We start from the raw sequence: 16,872 nt of genomic DNA, 5'->3' as shown, positions 1-16,872 counted from the left end.
TCTACTCTCAAAGGTAGAGGCCGCGATAGGAAAGAGTAAGCTATGGGAGATTTAATGGAATCTGTGATCATAGGTTGAAAGGGACTATTGCCGAAATATAAGAATAACCATCTTATTCATATATTGGGACTACATTGAATAAATGTAGTACTGTCATAATATTTCTTTTATGGAGAGCTATTTGGAGATGTTGATGCGGTTTCTTATTTTGAGGAGATAACAACTCGTTTATTTTTTCAATATATATTTTTCCTAATAAGAAACGCGTGTGAACATTGTTCCGCGCGTTTTTTGTCTATCTAAAAGCGTGCTGCAATGAATAGAAGATTGGGGTTATGAGTTTTAGAGGAAATAAGGGAGGAATTCAAATGTATTTACACGGCACAAGCCGAATCAATGGGCAAGGACACTTAGAAATTGGAGGGTGCGATACGACGCAGCTAGCAAAACAATACGGAACACCACTTTATGTATACGATGAAGAGTCTATTCGAGGAAAGTGCCGCGCGTTTCATCGTGCGTTTAAAGAAAGTGGTTTCTCTTATCAAGTAGCATATGCAAGCAAGGCGTTCTTGTGCATGGAGATGTGCCGAGTAGCTCGTGAAGAGAATATGTCATTAGATGTTGTTTCTGGTGGGGAATTATATACTGCGCTTCAAGCGGGATTTCCAGCATCTCGTATTCATTTTCACGGCAATAATAAAACAGAAGAAGAAATCGTGATGGCTCTGCAGGCAAATATTGGTTGTTTTGTCGTAGATAATTTCTTAGAATTAGAAATTTTGCATGATTTAGCAGTGCAACATGGGCAATTTGTGAACATATTAATCCGTGTAACGCCTGGAGTAGAGGCGCACACACATGAATATATTACAACAGGTCAAGATGATTCGAAATTTGGGTTTGGAGTTTCAAATGGTCAAGCGATGCAAGCAATTGAGCTTGCTTTACAAAAATCAAATTATAATGTGTTAGGAATTCATTCACATATCGGATCGCAAATATTTGAAACGGCTGGATTTGTTCGAGCGATTGAAGTTCTTCATCAATTTTTAGAACAGGTGAGAGAACGCGCGAACTATGTAGTAAAAGTATTAAATGTAGGCGGAGGATTCGGAATACGCTACACAGAGTCAGATACGCCATTAACTCTTGAGACATATGTGCGAGCTGTAACAAGTGCAGTGAGGGAACAATTTACAGTATGTAATTATCCCTTGCCAGAAATATGGGTTGAACCAGGCCGTAGTATTGTAGGTGATGCTGGAACGACAATTTATACAGTCGGATCTGTGAAAGACATTCCTGGTATTCGGAAATATGTATCAGTGGATGGTGGGATGACTGATAATTTAAGACCTGCTTTATATAACGCTCGTTATGAAGCGATGTTAGCAAATCGAGGGAATGATGAGAATGAGGAACTTGTTTCGATTGCTGGGAAGTGCTGTGAGAGTGGAGATATGTTAATTTGGGATATTACTCTACCGAAAGTTGCTTCTGCCGATTTACTAGCAATTTCTTGTACAGGGGCATACGGGTACTCGATGGCGAATAATTATAATCGGATTCGTAGACCAGCTGTCGTCTTCGCGAAAGGCGGCACATCACAAATTGTTGTAGAACGCGAAACATATGAAAATATTATTGGGAACGATCGCATACGTATTAAAGAACTTGTTTAAATAGAGAAAAGGAGTTGTTCGGATGGGCAATTCCTTTTTTGTAAAATAAAATAATTAAAATATATCGGAAAACTAGGATTGAAAAAAATCAGAATTGTGATAAAATACAAATACAAAGCTTATCAAGAGAAGCGGAGGGAACTGGCCCGAAGAAGCTCGGCAACCTGCTTATAGAAAGCAAGGTGCTAAATCCAGCAAAATGGAATCCATTTTGAAAGATAAGGTAAAATATATTACCGAACAGTCTTTTCGAAATGGGAAAGATTTTTTTTATGAATAAAAAGGGGGGCTGTTCGCGTGAGTGTACGGGAACATTTTGAGGAAGTATCTGAGAAAATTCAAGCGATGCTTGCTGATATGAAATATGGTTCAATTACAATTGTTGTGCAAGATGGGAAAGTCATTCAATTAGAGAAAAGTGAAAAGGTACGTTTAAAGTAAAAAGCGCTGACTAGAAAAACTAGAGGCGGTTTTAACCTATTATATTAGGTTAAAACCGTCTTTTTGCTTTTACAGGGGGAAAAAACATGTTGACGTATGAAACGTGGGAAGAAAATAATGTTCCATTTTCAGAAGAAGATGAAACGAAAGGCGCGCTATCAGTATTAAGTTGGGCTTATAAAGAATATAAAAGTGAAATTGTATATGCATGTAGCTTCGGAGTGGAAGGGATGGTATTACTGCATCTTATAAACCAAGTAAATCCATCTGCTAAAGTTGTATTTTTAGATACAAATGTTCATTTTCGAGAAACGTATGAATTAATTCAAAAAGTGCGGGAACGATTTCCTTCATTAAATATTATAGAAAAACAGCCGGAACTTGCACTTGATGAACAAGCGAAGTTGCATGGTGAGAAATTATGGGAAAGTAATCCGAACCTTTGTTGTAAAATTAGAAAAATTTTACCGTTAGAAAAATCATTAGCAGCGGAAAAAGCGTGGATTTCGGGCTTAAGGAGGGAACAATCAGAAACACGTAAGCATACAAAGTTTATAAATCAAGATCATCGTTTTCAATCGATTAAAGTTTGTCCACTCATTCATTGGACGTGGAAAGAAGTGTGGCGATATGTATACAAACATAGCTTGCCGTATAATCCGCTGCATGATGTTGGATATCCAAGTATTGGTTGTGAGAAGTGTACGTTACCTGTAGGTGAGGGTGGAGATTCGAGAGATGGTAGGTGGTCTGGAAAAGTGAAAACAGAATGTGGTCTTCATTACCAATAAGATGAATTTGAAAATAAAGCTAAGAGAGGGTATAGAAAATGAGTATAAGAAACGAATTAGTAAACCGTATAGAGGAGACTTACGACGTATCGCAAATCGAAAAAGAAATTGAACTAGACAACATTGCGTTAAGTGATTTAGAGCTATTAGCGACAGGGGGATATAGCCCACTTACTGGTTTTTTAGGAAAGAAAGATTATGATTCGGTCGTAGAAACGCTTCGCTTAGCAAACGGGAGTGTATGGAGTATACCGATTACATTACCAGTAACAGAAGAAGTAGCAGAGAGTCTGAAAGCTGGAGAGGAAGTAAAACTTGTTAACGCTGAAAATGTATATGGTGTCATTCAAATAGAAGATATTTTTGTGCCTGACAAGGAAAAAGAAGCGTTACTTGTGTATAAAACGACGGATGAGGCTCATCCAGGAGTGAAAAAATTATATGAACGACCGAACTTTTATGTCGGGGGAGCTATTATTCTTACAAAACGCTTTGAAAATAATCCGTTTCCTTCTTATCATTTAGATCCAATTGAAACGAGAGAAGAATTTAAAAAGCGTGGTTGGAAAACAGTGGTTGGATTTCAAACGAGAAATCCGGTACATCGTGCCCATGAATACATTCAAAAATCTGCCCTGGAAATTGTAGATGGTCTCTTTTTAAATCCGCTCGTTGGGGAAACGAAGTCGGACGATATTCCTGCTGATGTAAGGATGGAAAGCTATGAAGTATTACTTCAAAACTATTATCCGAAAGATCGTGTCTTTTTAGGTGTATTTCCTGCAGCAATGCGTTACGCAGGACCGAGGGAAGCGATATTCCATGCATTAGTCAGAAAGAATTTTGGATGCACTCACTTTATCGTAGGGCGCGATCATGCAGGAGTAGGAGATTATTACGGGACTTATGAAGCACAAGAAATTTTTACAAACTTTACAGTGGAAGAGTTAGGGATTACACCGTTATTTTTTGAACATAGTTTTTACTGCACGAAATGTGAAGCGATGGCTTCGACGAAAACATGCCCACACGGAAAAGAGGATCATGTCATTTTATCAGGTACGAAAGTAAGAGAACTATTAAGAAACGGTGAGGTTCCGCCGAGTACATTTAGTCGTAAAGAAGTAGTGGAAGTGCTAATTAAAGGTTTGAAAAAAGAAGTAGTAACCGAATAGGGAGAGAATGACATGGATACGAATATTACTTGGCATACAGCATCTGTTTCAAAAGATGAGAGAAGAGTAAGAAATGGGCATCATAGTTTTGTAGTTTGGTTTACTGGTCTATCAGCTTCAGGTAAATCTACGGTGGCGAACGCGGTTGCTCGTAAACTATTTGAAAAGAATATTGGAAACTATGTACTAGATGGAGATAATGTACGCCACGGTTTAAATAAAGACTTAGGTTTTTCTGAAAGTGATCGTATGGAAAATATAAGACGGATTGGTGAAGTGGCGAAGCTATTTGTAGATCAAGGTACTGTTGTTCTTACAGCGTTTATTTCACCGTTTCGAGTAGACCGAAAACAAGTTAGAGATCTATTAGCGGCAGATGAGTTTATAGAAGTGTTTGTAAAATGTCCAATTGAAGAGTGTGAAAAACGTGATCCAAAAGGGTTATACAAAAAGGCAAGACAGGGTGATATTAAAGAGTTTACTGGTGTTGATTCACCGTATGAAGAGCCAGAGAAGGCAGAGTTAATTGTAGAAACGCACAAGTATTCTATTGAAGAATGTGCAGAACAAATCGTGAAGTACTTACAAGAGCGTGGTTTTACCCCGCTATTTGCCGGGCAGTAAAACTCCCATCTCGAAATTTGGCTAGGGCAAAGAAGTTAGGTGGGAGATGAACTGCCCGTAAATGCCCGATTGGTTCAACTAATAATCAGTGGGGGATGAACACTTCCCACTGATTAAAGTTTCACTTTATATAGGGGGATTAAAAAATGAGTTATGAAAAAGTATGGGCTAACAATGAAAAATTAAATCAGACTGAGAAAAATAAATTAAAAAAAGATGGATTGGAAATTTTTAATGATATTCCTTACTATGCGGAGAATGGATTCGAATCTATTCCGAAAGAAGAGTGGGACGCATTCAAATGGGCAGGGTTGTATTTACAACGTCCCAAAGAAGCTGGTTATTTTATGATGCGTGTAAATATTCCATCAGGGATTATTACGAACGCGCAGGCAGAAGTGCTTGCTTCTATCGCTGAAGATTATGGGCGTGACGTAATAGATATTACGACAAGACAGGCGATTCAGTTTCATTGGTTAGAAATTCATCAAATTCCAGATATTTTTAAAAGATTAGCAAGAGTTGGGTTATCTTCAGCTGGGGCTTGTGGTGATATAACGCGTAATATTACAGGGAATCCACTTGCTGGCATTGATGCAAATGAACTGTTTGATACAACTGGTATTGTGAAAGAGGTATATGACTATTTCCAACATAATGAAGAGTTTTCTAACTTACCACGTAAATTTAAAATGTCTATTAGTTCTAACATTTATAACTCAGCAAACGCAGAGATTAACTGTGTTGCATTTACACCTGCTACGAAAGAAATATATGGCGAGAAAAAAGTTGGTTTTCATATAAAAGTAGGTGGTGGATTATCAGCTCGTCCATATTTAGCTGATGAATTAGATGTATTCGTTTTACCAGAAGAAGTGAAGGGGGTAGCGATTGCAATTGCTACGATATTCCGTGATTTTGGATACCGCGAAAAACGTCATTTAGCTCGTTTGAAATTTCTAGTTGCAGACTGGGGAGCAGAGAAATTTAAAGAGAAACTAATAGAGTATATAGGACCATTGCAAAGTAAAGGAGAAAGTGCTCTCAAAGGATGGAATGCGGGATACTTTTATGGTGTTCAAGATCAAAAACAAGATGGACTAAAATATGTAGGTTTTAATGTGCCGGTAGGACGTCTACATGCAGAAGAAATGTTTGAGATTGCAAGAATTGCTAAGCAGTATGGAAATGGACAGATTCGTACATGTAATTCGCAAAACTTCATTATTCCGAATGTTCCGCCAAAAAATGTAACAGGTTTACTAAATGAGCCGTTGTTTGAAGCGATATCAGCAAGTCCGAAATCATTTATTGGTCATGCGGTTTCTTGTACCGGTATTGAATATTGCAATCTTGCTTTAGTAGAAACGAAAGAAAGATTACGCAAAATCGCAGAGTACTTAGATACACAAATTGCACTCGATGTTCCAGTTCGTATTCATATGGTAGGATGCCCGAATTCATGTGGACAACGTCAAATTGCTGACATTGGATTACAAGGGGTGAAAATGAAAACGAAGGAAAAAGGAATTGTTGAAGCATTTGAAATATACGTAGGTGGAACGTTGTTAGATGGCGGTGCTTACAATCAAAAGTTAAAAGGGAAAATAGATGGCGAGGATCTACCTGAAGTACTTGCATCATTTATAAGTTATTTCAAAGAGAATAAATTACCAGCTGAAACGTTTTATGATTTTGTCGGTCGTGTTGGTATAGAGACATTACAAATAGCGTTAAATACCGTGTTAGAAGAAGTAATAGCGTCTTAGGAGGGACAATATGGATTTATATCGATTTGAAGCTGTGTTAGTAAATAGTATTGTTCCGATTGTTGTCGTTGCTCAAAGTGAAGAACAGGCATTTAAGCTTGCGGAGATGGAGCTTGAAAAGCATTTTTTACCGTTACCAGAAGTAAAGGAGATTTCCCTATTTGAAAAAAAGAAGATTCGAAAAGGTGCGGCATTTGTTATTCATGAGTAGGGAAAAGGTAATACGAAATAATGAAAACTTCCATTCGTATATAAGGATGGAAGTTTCACTTTAATAGTAGAAATGAGGAGAGATGATGGGGAAGGTTTATATCGTTGGTGCAGGTCCTGGTGATCCAGATTTAATTACTGTGAAAGGGTTGAAATGTATTGAGAAGGCAGACGTTATTTTATACGACCGTCTCGTGAATAAAGAGTTACTTTCATACGCAAAGCCTGAAGCAGATTTAATTTATTGCGGAAAACTACCAAATTATCACACGATGAAGCAAGAGACGATTAACACGTTTCTTATTAAATATGCGAAAAAGGGAAAAGTTGTAACGAGGCTTAAGGGCGGCGATCCATTTGTATTTGGTAGAGGAGGAGAAGAAGCTGAAGCGTTAGCAAAGCAAGGTGTACCATTTGAAATCGTTCCTGGTATTTCAGCTGGAATAGCTGCTCCTGCTTATGCTGGCATTCCAGTGACACATCGTGATGCAAGTGCAAGTTTTGCTATTGTGACAGGGCATAGGAAAGAAGGTGTTGAAGAAGAAGTGAAGTGGGAACATTTAGCGAAAGGTGTAGAGACTTTAGCTGTATATATGGGGGTTAGCAATTTACCCTACATATGTGAACAACTGATGAAGCATGGAAAAGACAAAAGTACATCTGCGGCTATTATTGAGCGGGGAACGACATCAATGCAGCGCACAGTTGTTGGGACGTTAGGAACAATTGTAGATGTTGCGAAAAAAGAACAAATTCAAAATCCGAGCATGATTGTAATTGGAGAAGTGGTCCGTTTTAGAGAAAAAATCCATTGGTTTGAGAAACAGACAGAAAGTACGTATCAAGTAAGCGGAGTGTTATAAAATGAAAGCCATCTTATATATATGTCATGGAAGTCGTTTGAAAGCAGCTAAAGAAGAAGCGGTTGCATTTATTACGTCATGCATGAACCGTGTAGAGGCAAGTATTCAAGAAGTTTGTTTTTTAGAGTTAGCGAGTCCAACGATTGATGAAGGGTTCCGTACATGTGTGAAGCGTGGTGCTACAGAGATTATTGTTATTCCAGTTTTTTTATTAGCGGCAGGTCATGTGAAAAAAGATATACCGTTTGAATTGGAAAAGTTAAATAATCAATTTTCGAATGTTAAAGTGACCTACGGTAACCCGTTTGGTGTATCAGAAACACTTGTTAAATCGGTGTATAGCGGAAGTGGCATTGAACAGGAAGATAAGGATGAAGTAACGCTACTTCTCGTTGCAAGAGGGAGTAGTGATCCTGACGTATTAAGAGATATAAACGGGATCGCTTCTTTATTTCAACATGAAGAGAAAATTAAAAAAGTAGAGGTTTGTTATTTAGCGGCTGCCGAGCCAAAATTTGAGGAGAAGTTAAAGGAAGTTGTTGAACGAAAAGAAAAGAATATCGTTGTATTGCCTTACTTATTATTTACAGGTTTACTTATGAAACATATTGAAAAAGAAGTGCGCCAATATGAGTCGGATGAGATAAAAATAAGTCCGTATTTAGGAAAAAATGAAGCGTTTCAATATATGTTAATTCAGAAAACGAAGAAATTATTGAAGGGAGATCAATATGTATCCACTTACAGTGCGAGTTGAGAAGAAACGTGTTGTTGTCATTGGTGGAGGAAAAGTCGCGGGATTTAAAATTATTCCTTTACTAAAACAAGGTGCGGATATAATTGTGATAAGTCCTGAATTGGATGCGAATTTAGTGAAACTAGTGGAAGAAAAGCAAATTCGTTGGTATCAAAGGGAGTATGAAAAAAGTGATATTCAAGGTGCTTTTTTAGTTGTTGCAGCGAGTAGTGATGCCGTATTAAATGAACAAATTGCTGAAGATAGCACAGAGAATCAATTAGTAAATGTTATTACGAACCCGGAAAGTGGCAATGTTCATTTTCCGGCGGCGATTCATCGTGGATTACTGAATGTGGCTGTTTCTACTGGAGGAGCAAGTCCGAAACTGGCAAAAAAAATCCGTGATGATATCGCAAATAAATATGATGAGGCGTATGAATCGTATCTTGATTTTTTATACGAAGTTAGAATAAAAGTGAAAGAATTACAAATAGAGAAAAGAGAGAGAAATACATTGTTGCAAGAAGTATTAAAGTCGATATATGTTCAAAATGAACAAAAAAGAAAATTGTTTTTACAAGAATTAGAGAGAAGAGTTCAAATAGGATAATGAATAAATTGTACTTTACAACTATAAAAATATAATTTATAATCACAAGTAACTTCAATAAATGAAATCGATGAGCAAGAAGAGTATGTATATTTGATACGTTCAGAGAGCTGGGGTAAGGTGGGAGCCCGGTACGATAAAATATACAGAATGGGCTTGCGAGAGGTATGTTGAACATTGTAGTAGGCAACCCGGGTTCCGCCGTTAAAAGGATAGAGTATCGGAGTTTTCCTGTACTTGAACAAGTGGGATTTATCAATCCAATTGAGGTGGTACCACGGTATTTACATTACATATATCGTCCTCTACATGCATATTTGCGTGTAGGGGACTTTTTTATTTTCTAAAGGAGGTGTGCGAGTATGAAATGAAAGTGTATAATAAGTAAAAGTTTAAATATTCAGAAAAGGAGAATTTATGATGAAAGAAACACAGCAATGGACGTCGAAAATAGGCTTTGTACTCGCAGCAGCCGGAGCCGCAGTAGGTCTTGGTGCCATATGGAAATTTCCATATGTTGCAGGTAATGGCGGGGGAGGCGCATTCTTCCTTGTATTTTTACTATTAACTTTATTTATAGGTATGCCTTTACTATTAGCGGAGTTTGTTATTGGACGTAGCACTCAAAAAGAGGCGGTTACAGCTTATAAAGTACTAGTACCAAATAGTAAAGTATATCCTTGGATTGGTCGTATGGGAGTTGTAACTTGTTTTAGTGTACTCTCTTTCTATAGTGTTGTAGGTGGATGGATTTTACTGTATTTATACTATAGTGTTACAGGAAGCTTCTGGAATGGTGTTGTTGATTATGGAAAATTATTTGGTGAAACGATTTCAAATCCAGTAAGTGCGATTGGAGCGCAATTTATCTTTATGCTTTGTACTATTTTTGTAGTAAGTAAAGGTGTAGAGAAGGGAATAGAAAAGGCAAGTAAGTATATGATGCCGCTATTATTTATTTTGTTTATTGCAATCATAGTTCGTGCTTTAACACTTGATGGTGCTTTTGCTGGGGTAGAGTTCTTCTTGAAACCAGATTTTTCAAAGCTGACAGCAGATACGATTTTATACGCGATGGGACAATCGTTCTTCTCACTAACAGTAGGTGCCTCAGTAATGGTCACGTATAGTTCGTACTTGAAGAAAGAAGAACATTTAGCTAAATCAGCAACATCTATTGTAAGTTTAACGGTTTTTGTTACAGTACTTGCAGGATTAGCAATCTTCCCGGCGATTTTCGCATTAGGCGTTAAGCCGACTGAAGGACCAGGACTACTGTTTATCGTCCTTCCGGCAGTATTTGCGAAAATACCATTGGGACAATTTTTCTTCATTATGTTTTTAGTTTTATTTTTCTTTGCAACGTTAACATCTGCTATTTCCATGCTTGAAATTGTAGTAGCATCTGTTGCGAAAGATAATGAGAAAAAGCGTCCGTCAGCATCATTATTAATTGGTATTCTTATTTTTGCAGTTGGAATCCCGTCAGCATTATCGTTTGGAATTATGAGTGATGTGAAAATATTTGGTAAGACATTCTTTGATTTCGTCGATTTTTCGGTAAGTAATGTATTGCTGCCACTCGGAGTACTAGCCATTTCGCTATTCGTACCAAATAAAATGAGTAAAGAGATGTTAATGAAAGAATTAGAAGTTACGGAAACGAAAGGGAAAACATTATTTAATATTTGGTTCTTCTTGCTTCGTTATGTTATTCCAGTAACTGTAATTATTGTATTTTTAAATGCGATAGGCGTATTTAAAATGTTTGCATAATAAAAAGACGGAGATTTCTCCGTCTTTTTATTATGTTGTAGGTGTATTTAATAAACGATTATATGCTTTATAGGCTGTGACGACTGCGATAAATGATCCGATTAAAAATAATGCTGAGCCGCCAAATGTAAATAGCCGGCCGATGTAAGTTTCTCTAGCCTCTTCTATTTTTTGTTGTAATTGTGTATTCATATGATTCACCCCGTAAAATATAGGCATTTAGTTGTAGTCTATGTGGAATGCCTATAGTGTGTGAAGGGTATAGAAAAAACTCGGTATGCACCGAGTTTTTTTCTATAATCCGATATAAGGAGATGGATCAACTGCATTTGTCTTGCCGACATTCCATTCTCCAAGGTGAAGTTCGAAGTGTAAATGTTGTCCGTATGATTGGCCAGTGTTCCCCATAAATCCAAGTTGAGTGCCTTGTTTTACGGTTTGTCCATTTGATACAGAACGGCTACTCATATGAGCATATACTGTCGTATATGTTTTTCCGTTTATACGGTGAGATAAATACACAACGTTTCCGTAACTAGATGATAATTCCGAGCGGATAACAACGCCATCAGCAGCGGCAATAATTGGAACGGTTCCTGAAGCTGCGATATCGATTCCTTTATGGTTATCTATAGAGCGCACGCCAAACCCAGAAGTTTTTGATCCAGCTGCTGGCTTAATAAACCCGCCAATATTTGTATCGTGTGGTGTTGGAGCTGCTTGAGCTGTTTGAGCAGCTGTAGTAGCTTGTTTACGAGCTTCTTCTGCCTTGCGAGCTTCTTCTGCTTTACGAGCCTCTTCGGCACGTTTTTCTTCTTCAATTGCTTTTTGAACAGCTTGACGCTGATTTTCTAAAATGCCTTTAGATTCTTCTAATCCTTCAATCTCTGAATCTACTTTTGCTACTTTCGTATGTAGATCGCTAATAAAGGTTTGCTGCTGTTGCTGATTCGTTTGCAACTCTTGTTGTTTTTGAACTAATTTCTGTTCGGATTCTTTTAATTGTTGCTCTTTTTTCTCAACAGCCTCTTTTTCAGTTGCTACAGCATTTTGGTCAGTTGTTTGCTTTTTCACAATATCTGTATCATTGTTTAAAATTAAACTTACAGAGTACATATTATCAACAAGATCAGCAATATTTGTAGAATTTGTTAATACCTCTGTAATGATATTTGTACGAGGTTTTTCTTGCATAGATTGTAAACGTTGCTTAATAACTTCCTGACGCGTATCTATGTTTGTTTGTAATTGCTCTATATGTTTCTTTTTTTCAGCGATTACTTGTTGTGTTTTACTAATTTCTTTTTTTGTATCGTTTAATTCAGCTTCGTTTTTATTAATAGAAGTAGTTAGGTCGTCGATTTTCTTTTGTAATTCTTGAATTTCCTTTTCTATTTGTTCTTTCTCGGCTGATTTATTTTGTAAGTCATTTTGTTTTCCTTCTAATTCAGATTGAATATTAGATAATTTATCTTGATTCGTTTCAGCGTATACGGGTGAAAGTAGTGGAGAAACAAAAATCGTTCCTGCTGCTAAAACACTAAACGCTGCAAATTTCTTTTTCATGGTTGTCTGGCTCCTTTCCCTATGAATGTTATATATCATAAGAAGAAGAGTGTCTATCGTTGTAACCATAATGTAAAGAAAATTTTATAAAATTGCTAAGTTTTGTCGGAATTTATCATTTTTTTAATGATAATTGTCATGTTGGATGCGCTTTTTATTCGTTCAACAAGGATGTATTTTTTGGATTTTATTGTAAAATAAAGGAAAAATATATTTGTTTTATATAGTAAAATAGTAGATAGGAATCCAATAAAACACTGATAAGGAATCGTTCTCATGTGAGGTTTTCTGACATGGGTTTTGTTTTTGTCAAGAAAATTATTTGCATTCGGGCAAACTTATTTTGTTGTCAGATTTTAAATTTTGATTTATGATTTTTAACAGGGACAAAATGTAGTGAATTGTCGAATAATATGTAATACTCTTAATTTCAAGTTTTATAAATATAGAATGAGAGATAGAGTGACACATCGAAGAGGGGGTTACAACAAATATGAAAAGAATAGGACTTGCATGGCAAATATTAATAGGACTTGCGCTTGGTATTGCAGTTGGGGCGATTTTCTTTGATAATCCAGCGGTTGTGAAATATTTACAACCAATTGGTGATATTTTCATCCGATTAATTAAAATGATCGTTGTACCAATTGTTGTAGCAAGTATTGTTGTTGGGGTTGCTGGTGTTGGTGATGTAAAAAAACTGGGCCGACTAGGCGGAAAAACAATTCTTTATTTTGAAATAATTACAACAATTGCAATTATTGTCGGTCTATTAATTGCGAATATTTTCCAACCAGGAAAAGGCGTAAATATGGATCAGTTAACGAAGACAGATATTTCGAAATATACACATACGACAGAGCAAGTGCAAAGTCATTCATTTGCAGATACATTTGTAAATATTGTTCCAACAAACATTATGAAGTCATTAGCTGACGGAGATATGCTTGCTATTATCTTCTTCTCTGTATTATTTGGTTTAGGTGTAGCAGCAATTGGTGAAAGAGGAAGACCGGTTCTTCAATTTTTCCAAGGTGTAGCTGATGCAATGTTTTATGTAACAAACCAAGTTATGAAATTTGCACCATTTGGTGTGTTTGCACTAATTGGTGTTACAGTTTCTACATTCGGTCTAGCTTCATTAATTCCATTAGGGAAATTACTAATTGTCGTATATGGAGCAATGATCTTCTTCGTCGTAGTTGTCTTAGGACTTACAGCGAAAATATTTGGAATTAACATTTTCCAATTCTTTAAGATTTTAAAAGACGAGCTGATCTTAGCATATTCTACAGCGAGTTCAGAAACAGTTTTACCGAAAATCATGGAGAAAATGGAGAAGTTCGGTTGTCCGAAAGCAATTACATCTTTCGTTATTCCGACAGGTTATTCATTTAACTTAGATGGATCAACTTTATATCAAGCAATTGCGGCTATTTTCCTAGCACAAATGTACGGTATTGATTTATCTATTACACAACAAATTACATTATTACTTGTATTAATGGTTACATCAAAAGGTATCGCAGGTGTACCAGGCGTATCATTCGTTGTATTATTAGCGACACTTGGTACAGTAGGTATTCCACCTGAAGGTTTAGCATTCATCGCTGGTATTGACCGTATTTTAGATATGGCTCGTACAGCAGTTAACGTTGTAGGTAACTCTTTAGCAGCTGTAGTTATGTCTAAGTGGGAAGGTCAGTATGACGCTGAAAAAGGACAAGCTTATTTGAAAGAAATTTCTAATAAGCAAGCAGCTTAATTATAATTTGAACAAGCTCTCACATAATATGTGGGGGCTTTTCTATATAGAAGGGAAGCGGACGTAATGAAACGTAAATATGGTGACGGTTCTTCGTGGAAGCGACTAATAGAGAAGGATTATACGGTTAAGCAAGTAGAAGAAGGAATGCTAGGAATATTAGACATAAAAAAGGTAAGAGAACCTAGTTGTAAAGAATATGATGGTAAAAAACTTTGTATCGCAGAGAATCAATATACGTGGATTCAATATTTCATAGACGGGAAAAACTTTGCGATTACAGCTATGTTAGATGATCAGAAAAAATTAGTGCAATATTACATCGATGTGGCGAAAGAATATAAAATTGATGACCGTGGTTTACCGTATTTTGATGATTTATATTTAGATGTAGTGTTATTACCGAACGGTAAGATGTATGTACTAGATGAAGATGAGCTAGAGGATGCCTATAAAAGTGGCGATGTTACAAAAGAAGAGTACGAGTTAGCTTGGTACACTACGAAATGGATAATAGATGCAATAAAAAATAGTGAATTTTATTGGATTTCAATATTGGAAGAAGAAATCAAAAAGTTAAAATGATTGTTGTATTCAAATTTTTTCATAATTACCAAAAAAATCTATACAAAAAATAATTGACTTTTGTTTTGTAAGCGAGTAAAGTTAGGGAAGAAATTATTATTAAAAAATAAATATGAAACCTTCTTATAAAGAGAGGCGGAGGGACTGGCCCTACGATGCCTCGGCAGCGGACTCGATTTCAGAGTGCTGTGCCAAATCCAGCAAGCATGTGCTTGAAAGATGAGAAGAGTGTTTCTTATAGATGTATAAGACCTCTTCTCATTGGAAGAGGTCTTTTGTTATTCATTAGAAAAAGGTTGAAACTAGGGAGAGATGGTACTTTGAAAGAAACGAGAGGAAATGGTTTGGCTTTATTACCACTTGGGATATTTTTGGCGCTATTTATTGGTTCTGGAATTATTACAGGTGATTTCTATAAATTGCCGATACTTGTAGCAATTTCAATTGCTGTAGGAGTCGCTTTAGCAATGAATCGTAAAGAAAGCTTTAATGTAAAAGTAGAACGATTCGCTAAAGGTGCAGGGAACCCGGATATTATGATTATGGTTCTGATTTTTGTACTTGCAGGAGCGTTTTCTGAAACAGCAAAAGGGATGGGTGGCGTTGATTCTACAGTTAATTTAGCGTTATCCATTTTACCGCAAGGATTTATTGTAGCTGGAATTTTTGTTATAGGGGCATTTATTTCATTAGCGATGGGAACTTCAATGGGAACAATTGCTGCATTAGCACCAATTGCTGTAGGTATTAGTGGGCAAACTGATATCTCAATTGCACTTACGATGGCTACTGTTGTTGGCGGGGCGATGTTTGGTGATAATTTATCATTTATTTCAGATACAACAATCGCAGCTGTACGTTCACAAGGAACGGAAATGAAAGATAAGTTTAAAACGAACTTTTTAATTGTATTACCAGCAGCTATTATTACAATTGTACTATTAGTAATCGTTACTTTAGGAAGCGACACGCAGATTAAAGCGCATAGCTTTGACTGGATAAAGATTTTACCGTATGCAGGAGTACTTATTACAGCATTGCTTGGTTGGAATGTACTTATTGTGTTAACTGGTGGAACTGTACTATCTGGCGTTATCGGTCTTTTAGATGGGAGTTACACATTAGAGAGTTTCTTTAAAAGTGTAACGGCTGGAATGGGCGGTATGATGGAGTTAGTATTACTTGCTATTTTAATTGGCGGTATGGTCGAACTGATTCAATATAATGGTGGCATTCAATATTTAATGAATCTTTTAACGCGTAACATTCGTTCAAAAAAAGGAGCAGAGTTCGGTATTGCTGGCTTAGTGAGTATGACGAATATGTGTACAGCGAATAATACGATTTCTATTATCTTTACAGGTCCGCTTGCGAAAAACATTGCAGATCAATATGAAATTGACCCTCGTAAATCAGCGAGTGTATTAGATCTTTTCTCATGCTGTGTGCAAGGATTAATTCCGTATGGTGCGCAAATGTTAACGGCAGCAGGATTTGCGGCGTTATCTCCGATTGAATTGTTACCATATGCGTTTTATCCGATTTTAGTTGGAGTATGTGGAATTATTTCTATATTAATTGGTTTCCCGAAGTTTTCTAAAGTAGCAGGAAAGAAAGAGTATCACAAAACAGCATAAATTAAAATGAAGTTTATGAATAGTAACGAAAGCCGTACAGAGAATGTTCTCTGTACGGCTTTTTATTTGCGATAAAAGAGTGAATCATCCTATCCTACCGCATATTTTTACAAAAGGCTGAATGCAACTCAGTCTTAAGTCTGAGTCGAAAACGGTTCTTAAGCTCGTTATGGAAAAGTGAAAATATAGTTAAGATAAGAGTATCAAATCGAAGGGAGGCAAGCACAAGATGAAACAATTTCTAGCGTTTATCGCGGCTGGTATTTTAGCTTTAATTGCTCTTGGCAGTCTTGCTGGTATTATAGGATTCGCAATTGGAGCAGGAGTTGTGTACTGGAGCTATAAATCATTTGTGCGAGCACAATCATTTTTTGGAAAGTTAGCTTGGGGTATTGTTGGTTTGATCGGCTTGTCCATCGCCCTTTCTCATTCCCCAGCATTAATCGGTATCGCAGCATTAGTAGTTTTATACTACGGATACCGTGAGTGGAAAAAAGAAAAAAATGTAGTTGTTGATTCTGCACCAGAAAGTTCTAAACCATATAGCAACTTTGAAGATGAGTGGAACAAGTTAATGAAAAACTAATAAAAAACTAATAAAAAATTAAATCAAATTTATAAAGTAGAAGAGAGGAA

General features: G+C 36.6%; 17 protein-coding genes, 3 riboswitches and 1 other annotated feature. Of the genes, 15 read left to right on the top strand and 2 right to left on the bottom strand.

Features of this window, described 5'->3' with window-relative positions:
• The first annotated feature begins 6 nt into the window (after window positions 1-6).
• Window positions 7-188: riboswitch (Lysine riboswitch) on the top strand.
• A gap of 180 nt (window positions 189-368) precedes the next feature.
• The 11 genes from lysA to MNO09_RS23795 all read left to right on the top strand — a co-directional run bounded on the left by lysA (window position 369) and on the right by MNO09_RS23795 (window position 10,683).
• On the top strand, window positions 369-1,685 hold the full coding sequence (lysA, locus tag MNO09_RS23845) for a diaminopimelate decarboxylase (protein ID WP_000280665.1): 1,317 nt from the start codon (window positions 369-371) through the stop codon (window positions 1,683-1,685).
• 116 nt (window positions 1,686-1,801) lie between these two features.
• A riboswitch (SAM riboswitch) is annotated at window positions 1,802-1,910 on the top strand.
• Between the two features lie 72 nt (window positions 1,911-1,982).
• Window positions 1,983-2,126 carry a YezD family protein gene (locus MNO09_RS23840; RefSeq protein ID WP_000116163.1) on the top strand — a complete coding sequence of 48 codons (144 nt, stop codon included), beginning with the start codon at window positions 1,983-1,985 and terminating at the stop codon, window positions 2,124-2,126.
• Between the two features lie 86 nt (window positions 2,127-2,212).
• A complete protein-coding gene (locus MNO09_RS23835; protein WP_000959000.1) occupies window positions 2,213-2,917 on the top strand; it encodes a phosphoadenylyl-sulfate reductase in 705 nt (234 codons plus the stop codon).
• 38 nt (window positions 2,918-2,955) lie between these two features.
• Entirely contained in the window at window positions 2,956-4,092 is a 1,137-nt protein-coding gene (gene sat / locus MNO09_RS23830; protein ID WP_000027823.1) for a sulfate adenylyltransferase, read from the top strand.
• Window positions 4,093-4,104: 12 nt separating this feature from the next.
• Entirely contained in the window at window positions 4,105-4,716 is a 612-nt protein-coding gene (gene cysC / locus MNO09_RS23825; protein WP_000380517.1) for an adenylyl-sulfate kinase, read from the top strand.
• Between the two features lie 146 nt (window positions 4,717-4,862).
• Window positions 4,863-6,485: a nitrite/sulfite reductase gene (locus tag MNO09_RS23820; RefSeq protein WP_088106969.1), complete on the top strand. Its 1,623-nt coding sequence runs from the start codon at window positions 4,863-4,865 to the stop codon at window positions 6,483-6,485.
• Between the two features lie 10 nt (window positions 6,486-6,495).
• Window positions 6,496-6,696, top strand: coding sequence for a DUF3906 family protein (locus tag MNO09_RS23815; RefSeq protein ID WP_000366917.1), 201 nt, complete (start codon window positions 6,496-6,498; stop codon window positions 6,694-6,696).
• Between the two features lie 85 nt (window positions 6,697-6,781).
• Window positions 6,782-7,558 carry a uroporphyrinogen-III C-methyltransferase gene (cobA, locus tag MNO09_RS23810; protein ID WP_000521275.1) on the top strand — a complete coding sequence of 259 codons (777 nt, stop codon included), beginning with the start codon at window positions 6,782-6,784 and terminating at the stop codon, window positions 7,556-7,558.
• Window position 7,559: 1 nt separating this feature from the next.
• On the top strand, window positions 7,560-8,315 hold the full coding sequence (locus MNO09_RS23805) for a sirohydrochlorin chelatase (protein WP_088106970.1): 756 nt from the start codon (window positions 7,560-7,562) through the stop codon (window positions 8,313-8,315).
• On the top strand, window positions 8,290-8,907 hold the full coding sequence (locus tag MNO09_RS23800) for an NAD(P)-binding protein (protein ID WP_000283334.1): 618 nt from the start codon (window positions 8,290-8,292) through the stop codon (window positions 8,905-8,907). Before MNO09_RS23805 ends, MNO09_RS23800 begins: the two co-directional genes overlap by 26 nt.
• Window positions 8,908-8,968: 61 nt before the next feature.
• Window positions 8,969-9,216 (top strand) — a binding site (T-box leader).
• A gap of 111 nt (window positions 9,217-9,327) precedes the next feature.
• The gene (locus MNO09_RS23795) at window positions 9,328-10,683 is read left to right on the top strand and encodes a sodium-dependent transporter (RefSeq protein ID WP_140399213.1); all 1,356 of its coding nucleotides are present in this window, start codon (window positions 9,328-9,330) and stop codon (window positions 10,681-10,683) included.
• Between the two features lie 30 nt (window positions 10,684-10,713).
• On the opposite strand, the gene MNO09_RS23790 is transcribed toward MNO09_RS23795, so the two are convergent.
• Both MNO09_RS23790 and MNO09_RS23785 read right to left on the bottom strand, forming a co-directional pair.
• Entirely contained in the window at window positions 10,714-10,875 is a 162-nt protein-coding gene (locus tag MNO09_RS23790) for a hypothetical protein (protein WP_001096003.1), read from the bottom strand.
• Between the two features lie 102 nt (window positions 10,876-10,977).
• Window positions 10,978-12,249, bottom strand: coding sequence for a murein hydrolase activator EnvC family protein (locus MNO09_RS23785; protein ID WP_088106972.1), 1,272 nt, complete (start codon window positions 12,247-12,249; stop codon window positions 10,978-10,980).
• Between the two features lie 493 nt (window positions 12,250-12,742).
• On the opposite strand from MNO09_RS23785, the gene gltP reads away from it, so the two are divergent.
• From gltP to MNO09_RS23765, 4 genes are all read left to right on the top strand, one after another.
• Window positions 12,743-14,014 carry a glutamate/aspartate:proton symporter GltP gene (gltP, locus tag MNO09_RS23780; protein WP_000821129.1) on the top strand — a complete coding sequence of 424 codons (1,272 nt, stop codon included), beginning with the start codon at window positions 12,743-12,745 and terminating at the stop codon, window positions 14,012-14,014.
• A 66-nt stretch (window positions 14,015-14,080) separates the two neighbouring features.
• Complete coding sequence (locus MNO09_RS23775) at window positions 14,081-14,599, top strand: ribonuclease FAU-1 family protein (RefSeq protein ID WP_000824646.1); 519 nt, start codon at window positions 14,081-14,083, stop codon at window positions 14,597-14,599.
• Window positions 14,600-14,719: 120 nt separating this feature from the next.
• Window positions 14,720-14,825: riboswitch (SAM riboswitch) on the top strand.
• Between the two features lie 94 nt (window positions 14,826-14,919).
• Entirely contained in the window at window positions 14,920-16,236 is a 1,317-nt protein-coding gene (locus MNO09_RS23770; protein ID WP_000665483.1) for a Na+/H+ antiporter NhaC family protein, read from the top strand.
• A 229-nt stretch (window positions 16,237-16,465) separates the two neighbouring features.
• Complete coding sequence (locus tag MNO09_RS23765) at window positions 16,466-16,822, top strand: lmo0954 family membrane protein (RefSeq protein ID WP_000808634.1); 357 nt, start codon at window positions 16,466-16,468, stop codon at window positions 16,820-16,822.
• Window positions 16,823-16,872: the final 50 nt, after the last annotated feature.

The organism is Bacillus sp. N5-665 (assembly GCF_022637375.2).
In the GTDB taxonomy this organism is placed as follows: Bacteria; Bacillota; Bacilli; order Bacillales; family Bacillaceae_G; genus Bacillus_A; species Bacillus_A wiedmannii.
This window is presented reverse-complemented; position numbering and strand designations above follow the sequence as displayed.

Excerpts from the sequence above, each read along its gene's own strand:
- lysA (WP_000280665.1), top strand. The coding sequence starts at position 369 with ATGTATTTACACGGCACAAGCCGAATCAATGGGCAAGGACACTTAGAA.
- MNO09_RS23835 (WP_000959000.1), top strand. The coding sequence starts at position 2,213 with ATGTTGACGTATGAAACGTGGGAAGAAAATAATGTTCCATTTTCAGAA.
- sat (WP_000027823.1), top strand. The coding sequence starts at position 2,956 with ATGAGTATAAGAAACGAATTAGTAAACCGTATAGAGGAGACTTACGAC.
- cysC (WP_000380517.1), top strand. The coding sequence starts at position 4,105 with ATGGATACGAATATTACTTGGCATACAGCATCTGTTTCAAAAGATGAG.
- MNO09_RS23820 (WP_088106969.1), top strand. The coding sequence starts at position 4,863 with ATGAGTTATGAAAAAGTATGGGCTAACAATGAAAAATTAAATCAGACT.
- MNO09_RS23815 (WP_000366917.1), top strand. The coding sequence starts at position 6,496 with ATGGATTTATATCGATTTGAAGCTGTGTTAGTAAATAGTATTGTTCCG.
- cobA (WP_000521275.1), top strand. The coding sequence starts at position 6,782 with ATGGGGAAGGTTTATATCGTTGGTGCAGGTCCTGGTGATCCAGATTTA.
- MNO09_RS23805 (WP_088106970.1), top strand. The coding sequence starts at position 7,560 with ATGAAAGCCATCTTATATATATGTCATGGAAGTCGTTTGAAAGCAGCT.
- MNO09_RS23800 (WP_000283334.1), top strand. The coding sequence starts at position 8,290 with ATGTATCCACTTACAGTGCGAGTTGAGAAGAAACGTGTTGTTGTCATT.
- MNO09_RS23795 (WP_140399213.1), top strand. The coding sequence starts at position 9,328 with ATGAAAGAAACACAGCAATGGACGTCGAAAATAGGCTTTGTACTCGCA.
- MNO09_RS23790 (WP_001096003.1), bottom strand. The coding sequence starts at position 10,875 with ATGAATACACAATTACAACAAAAAATAGAAGAGGCTAGAGAAACTTAC.
- MNO09_RS23785 (WP_088106972.1), bottom strand. The coding sequence starts at position 12,249 with ATGAAAAAGAAATTTGCAGCGTTTAGTGTTTTAGCAGCAGGAACGATT.
- gltP (WP_000821129.1), top strand. The coding sequence starts at position 12,743 with ATGAAAAGAATAGGACTTGCATGGCAAATATTAATAGGACTTGCGCTT.
- MNO09_RS23775 (WP_000824646.1), top strand. The coding sequence starts at position 14,081 with ATGAAACGTAAATATGGTGACGGTTCTTCGTGGAAGCGACTAATAGAG.
- MNO09_RS23765 (WP_000808634.1), top strand. The coding sequence starts at position 16,466 with ATGAAACAATTTCTAGCGTTTATCGCGGCTGGTATTTTAGCTTTAATT.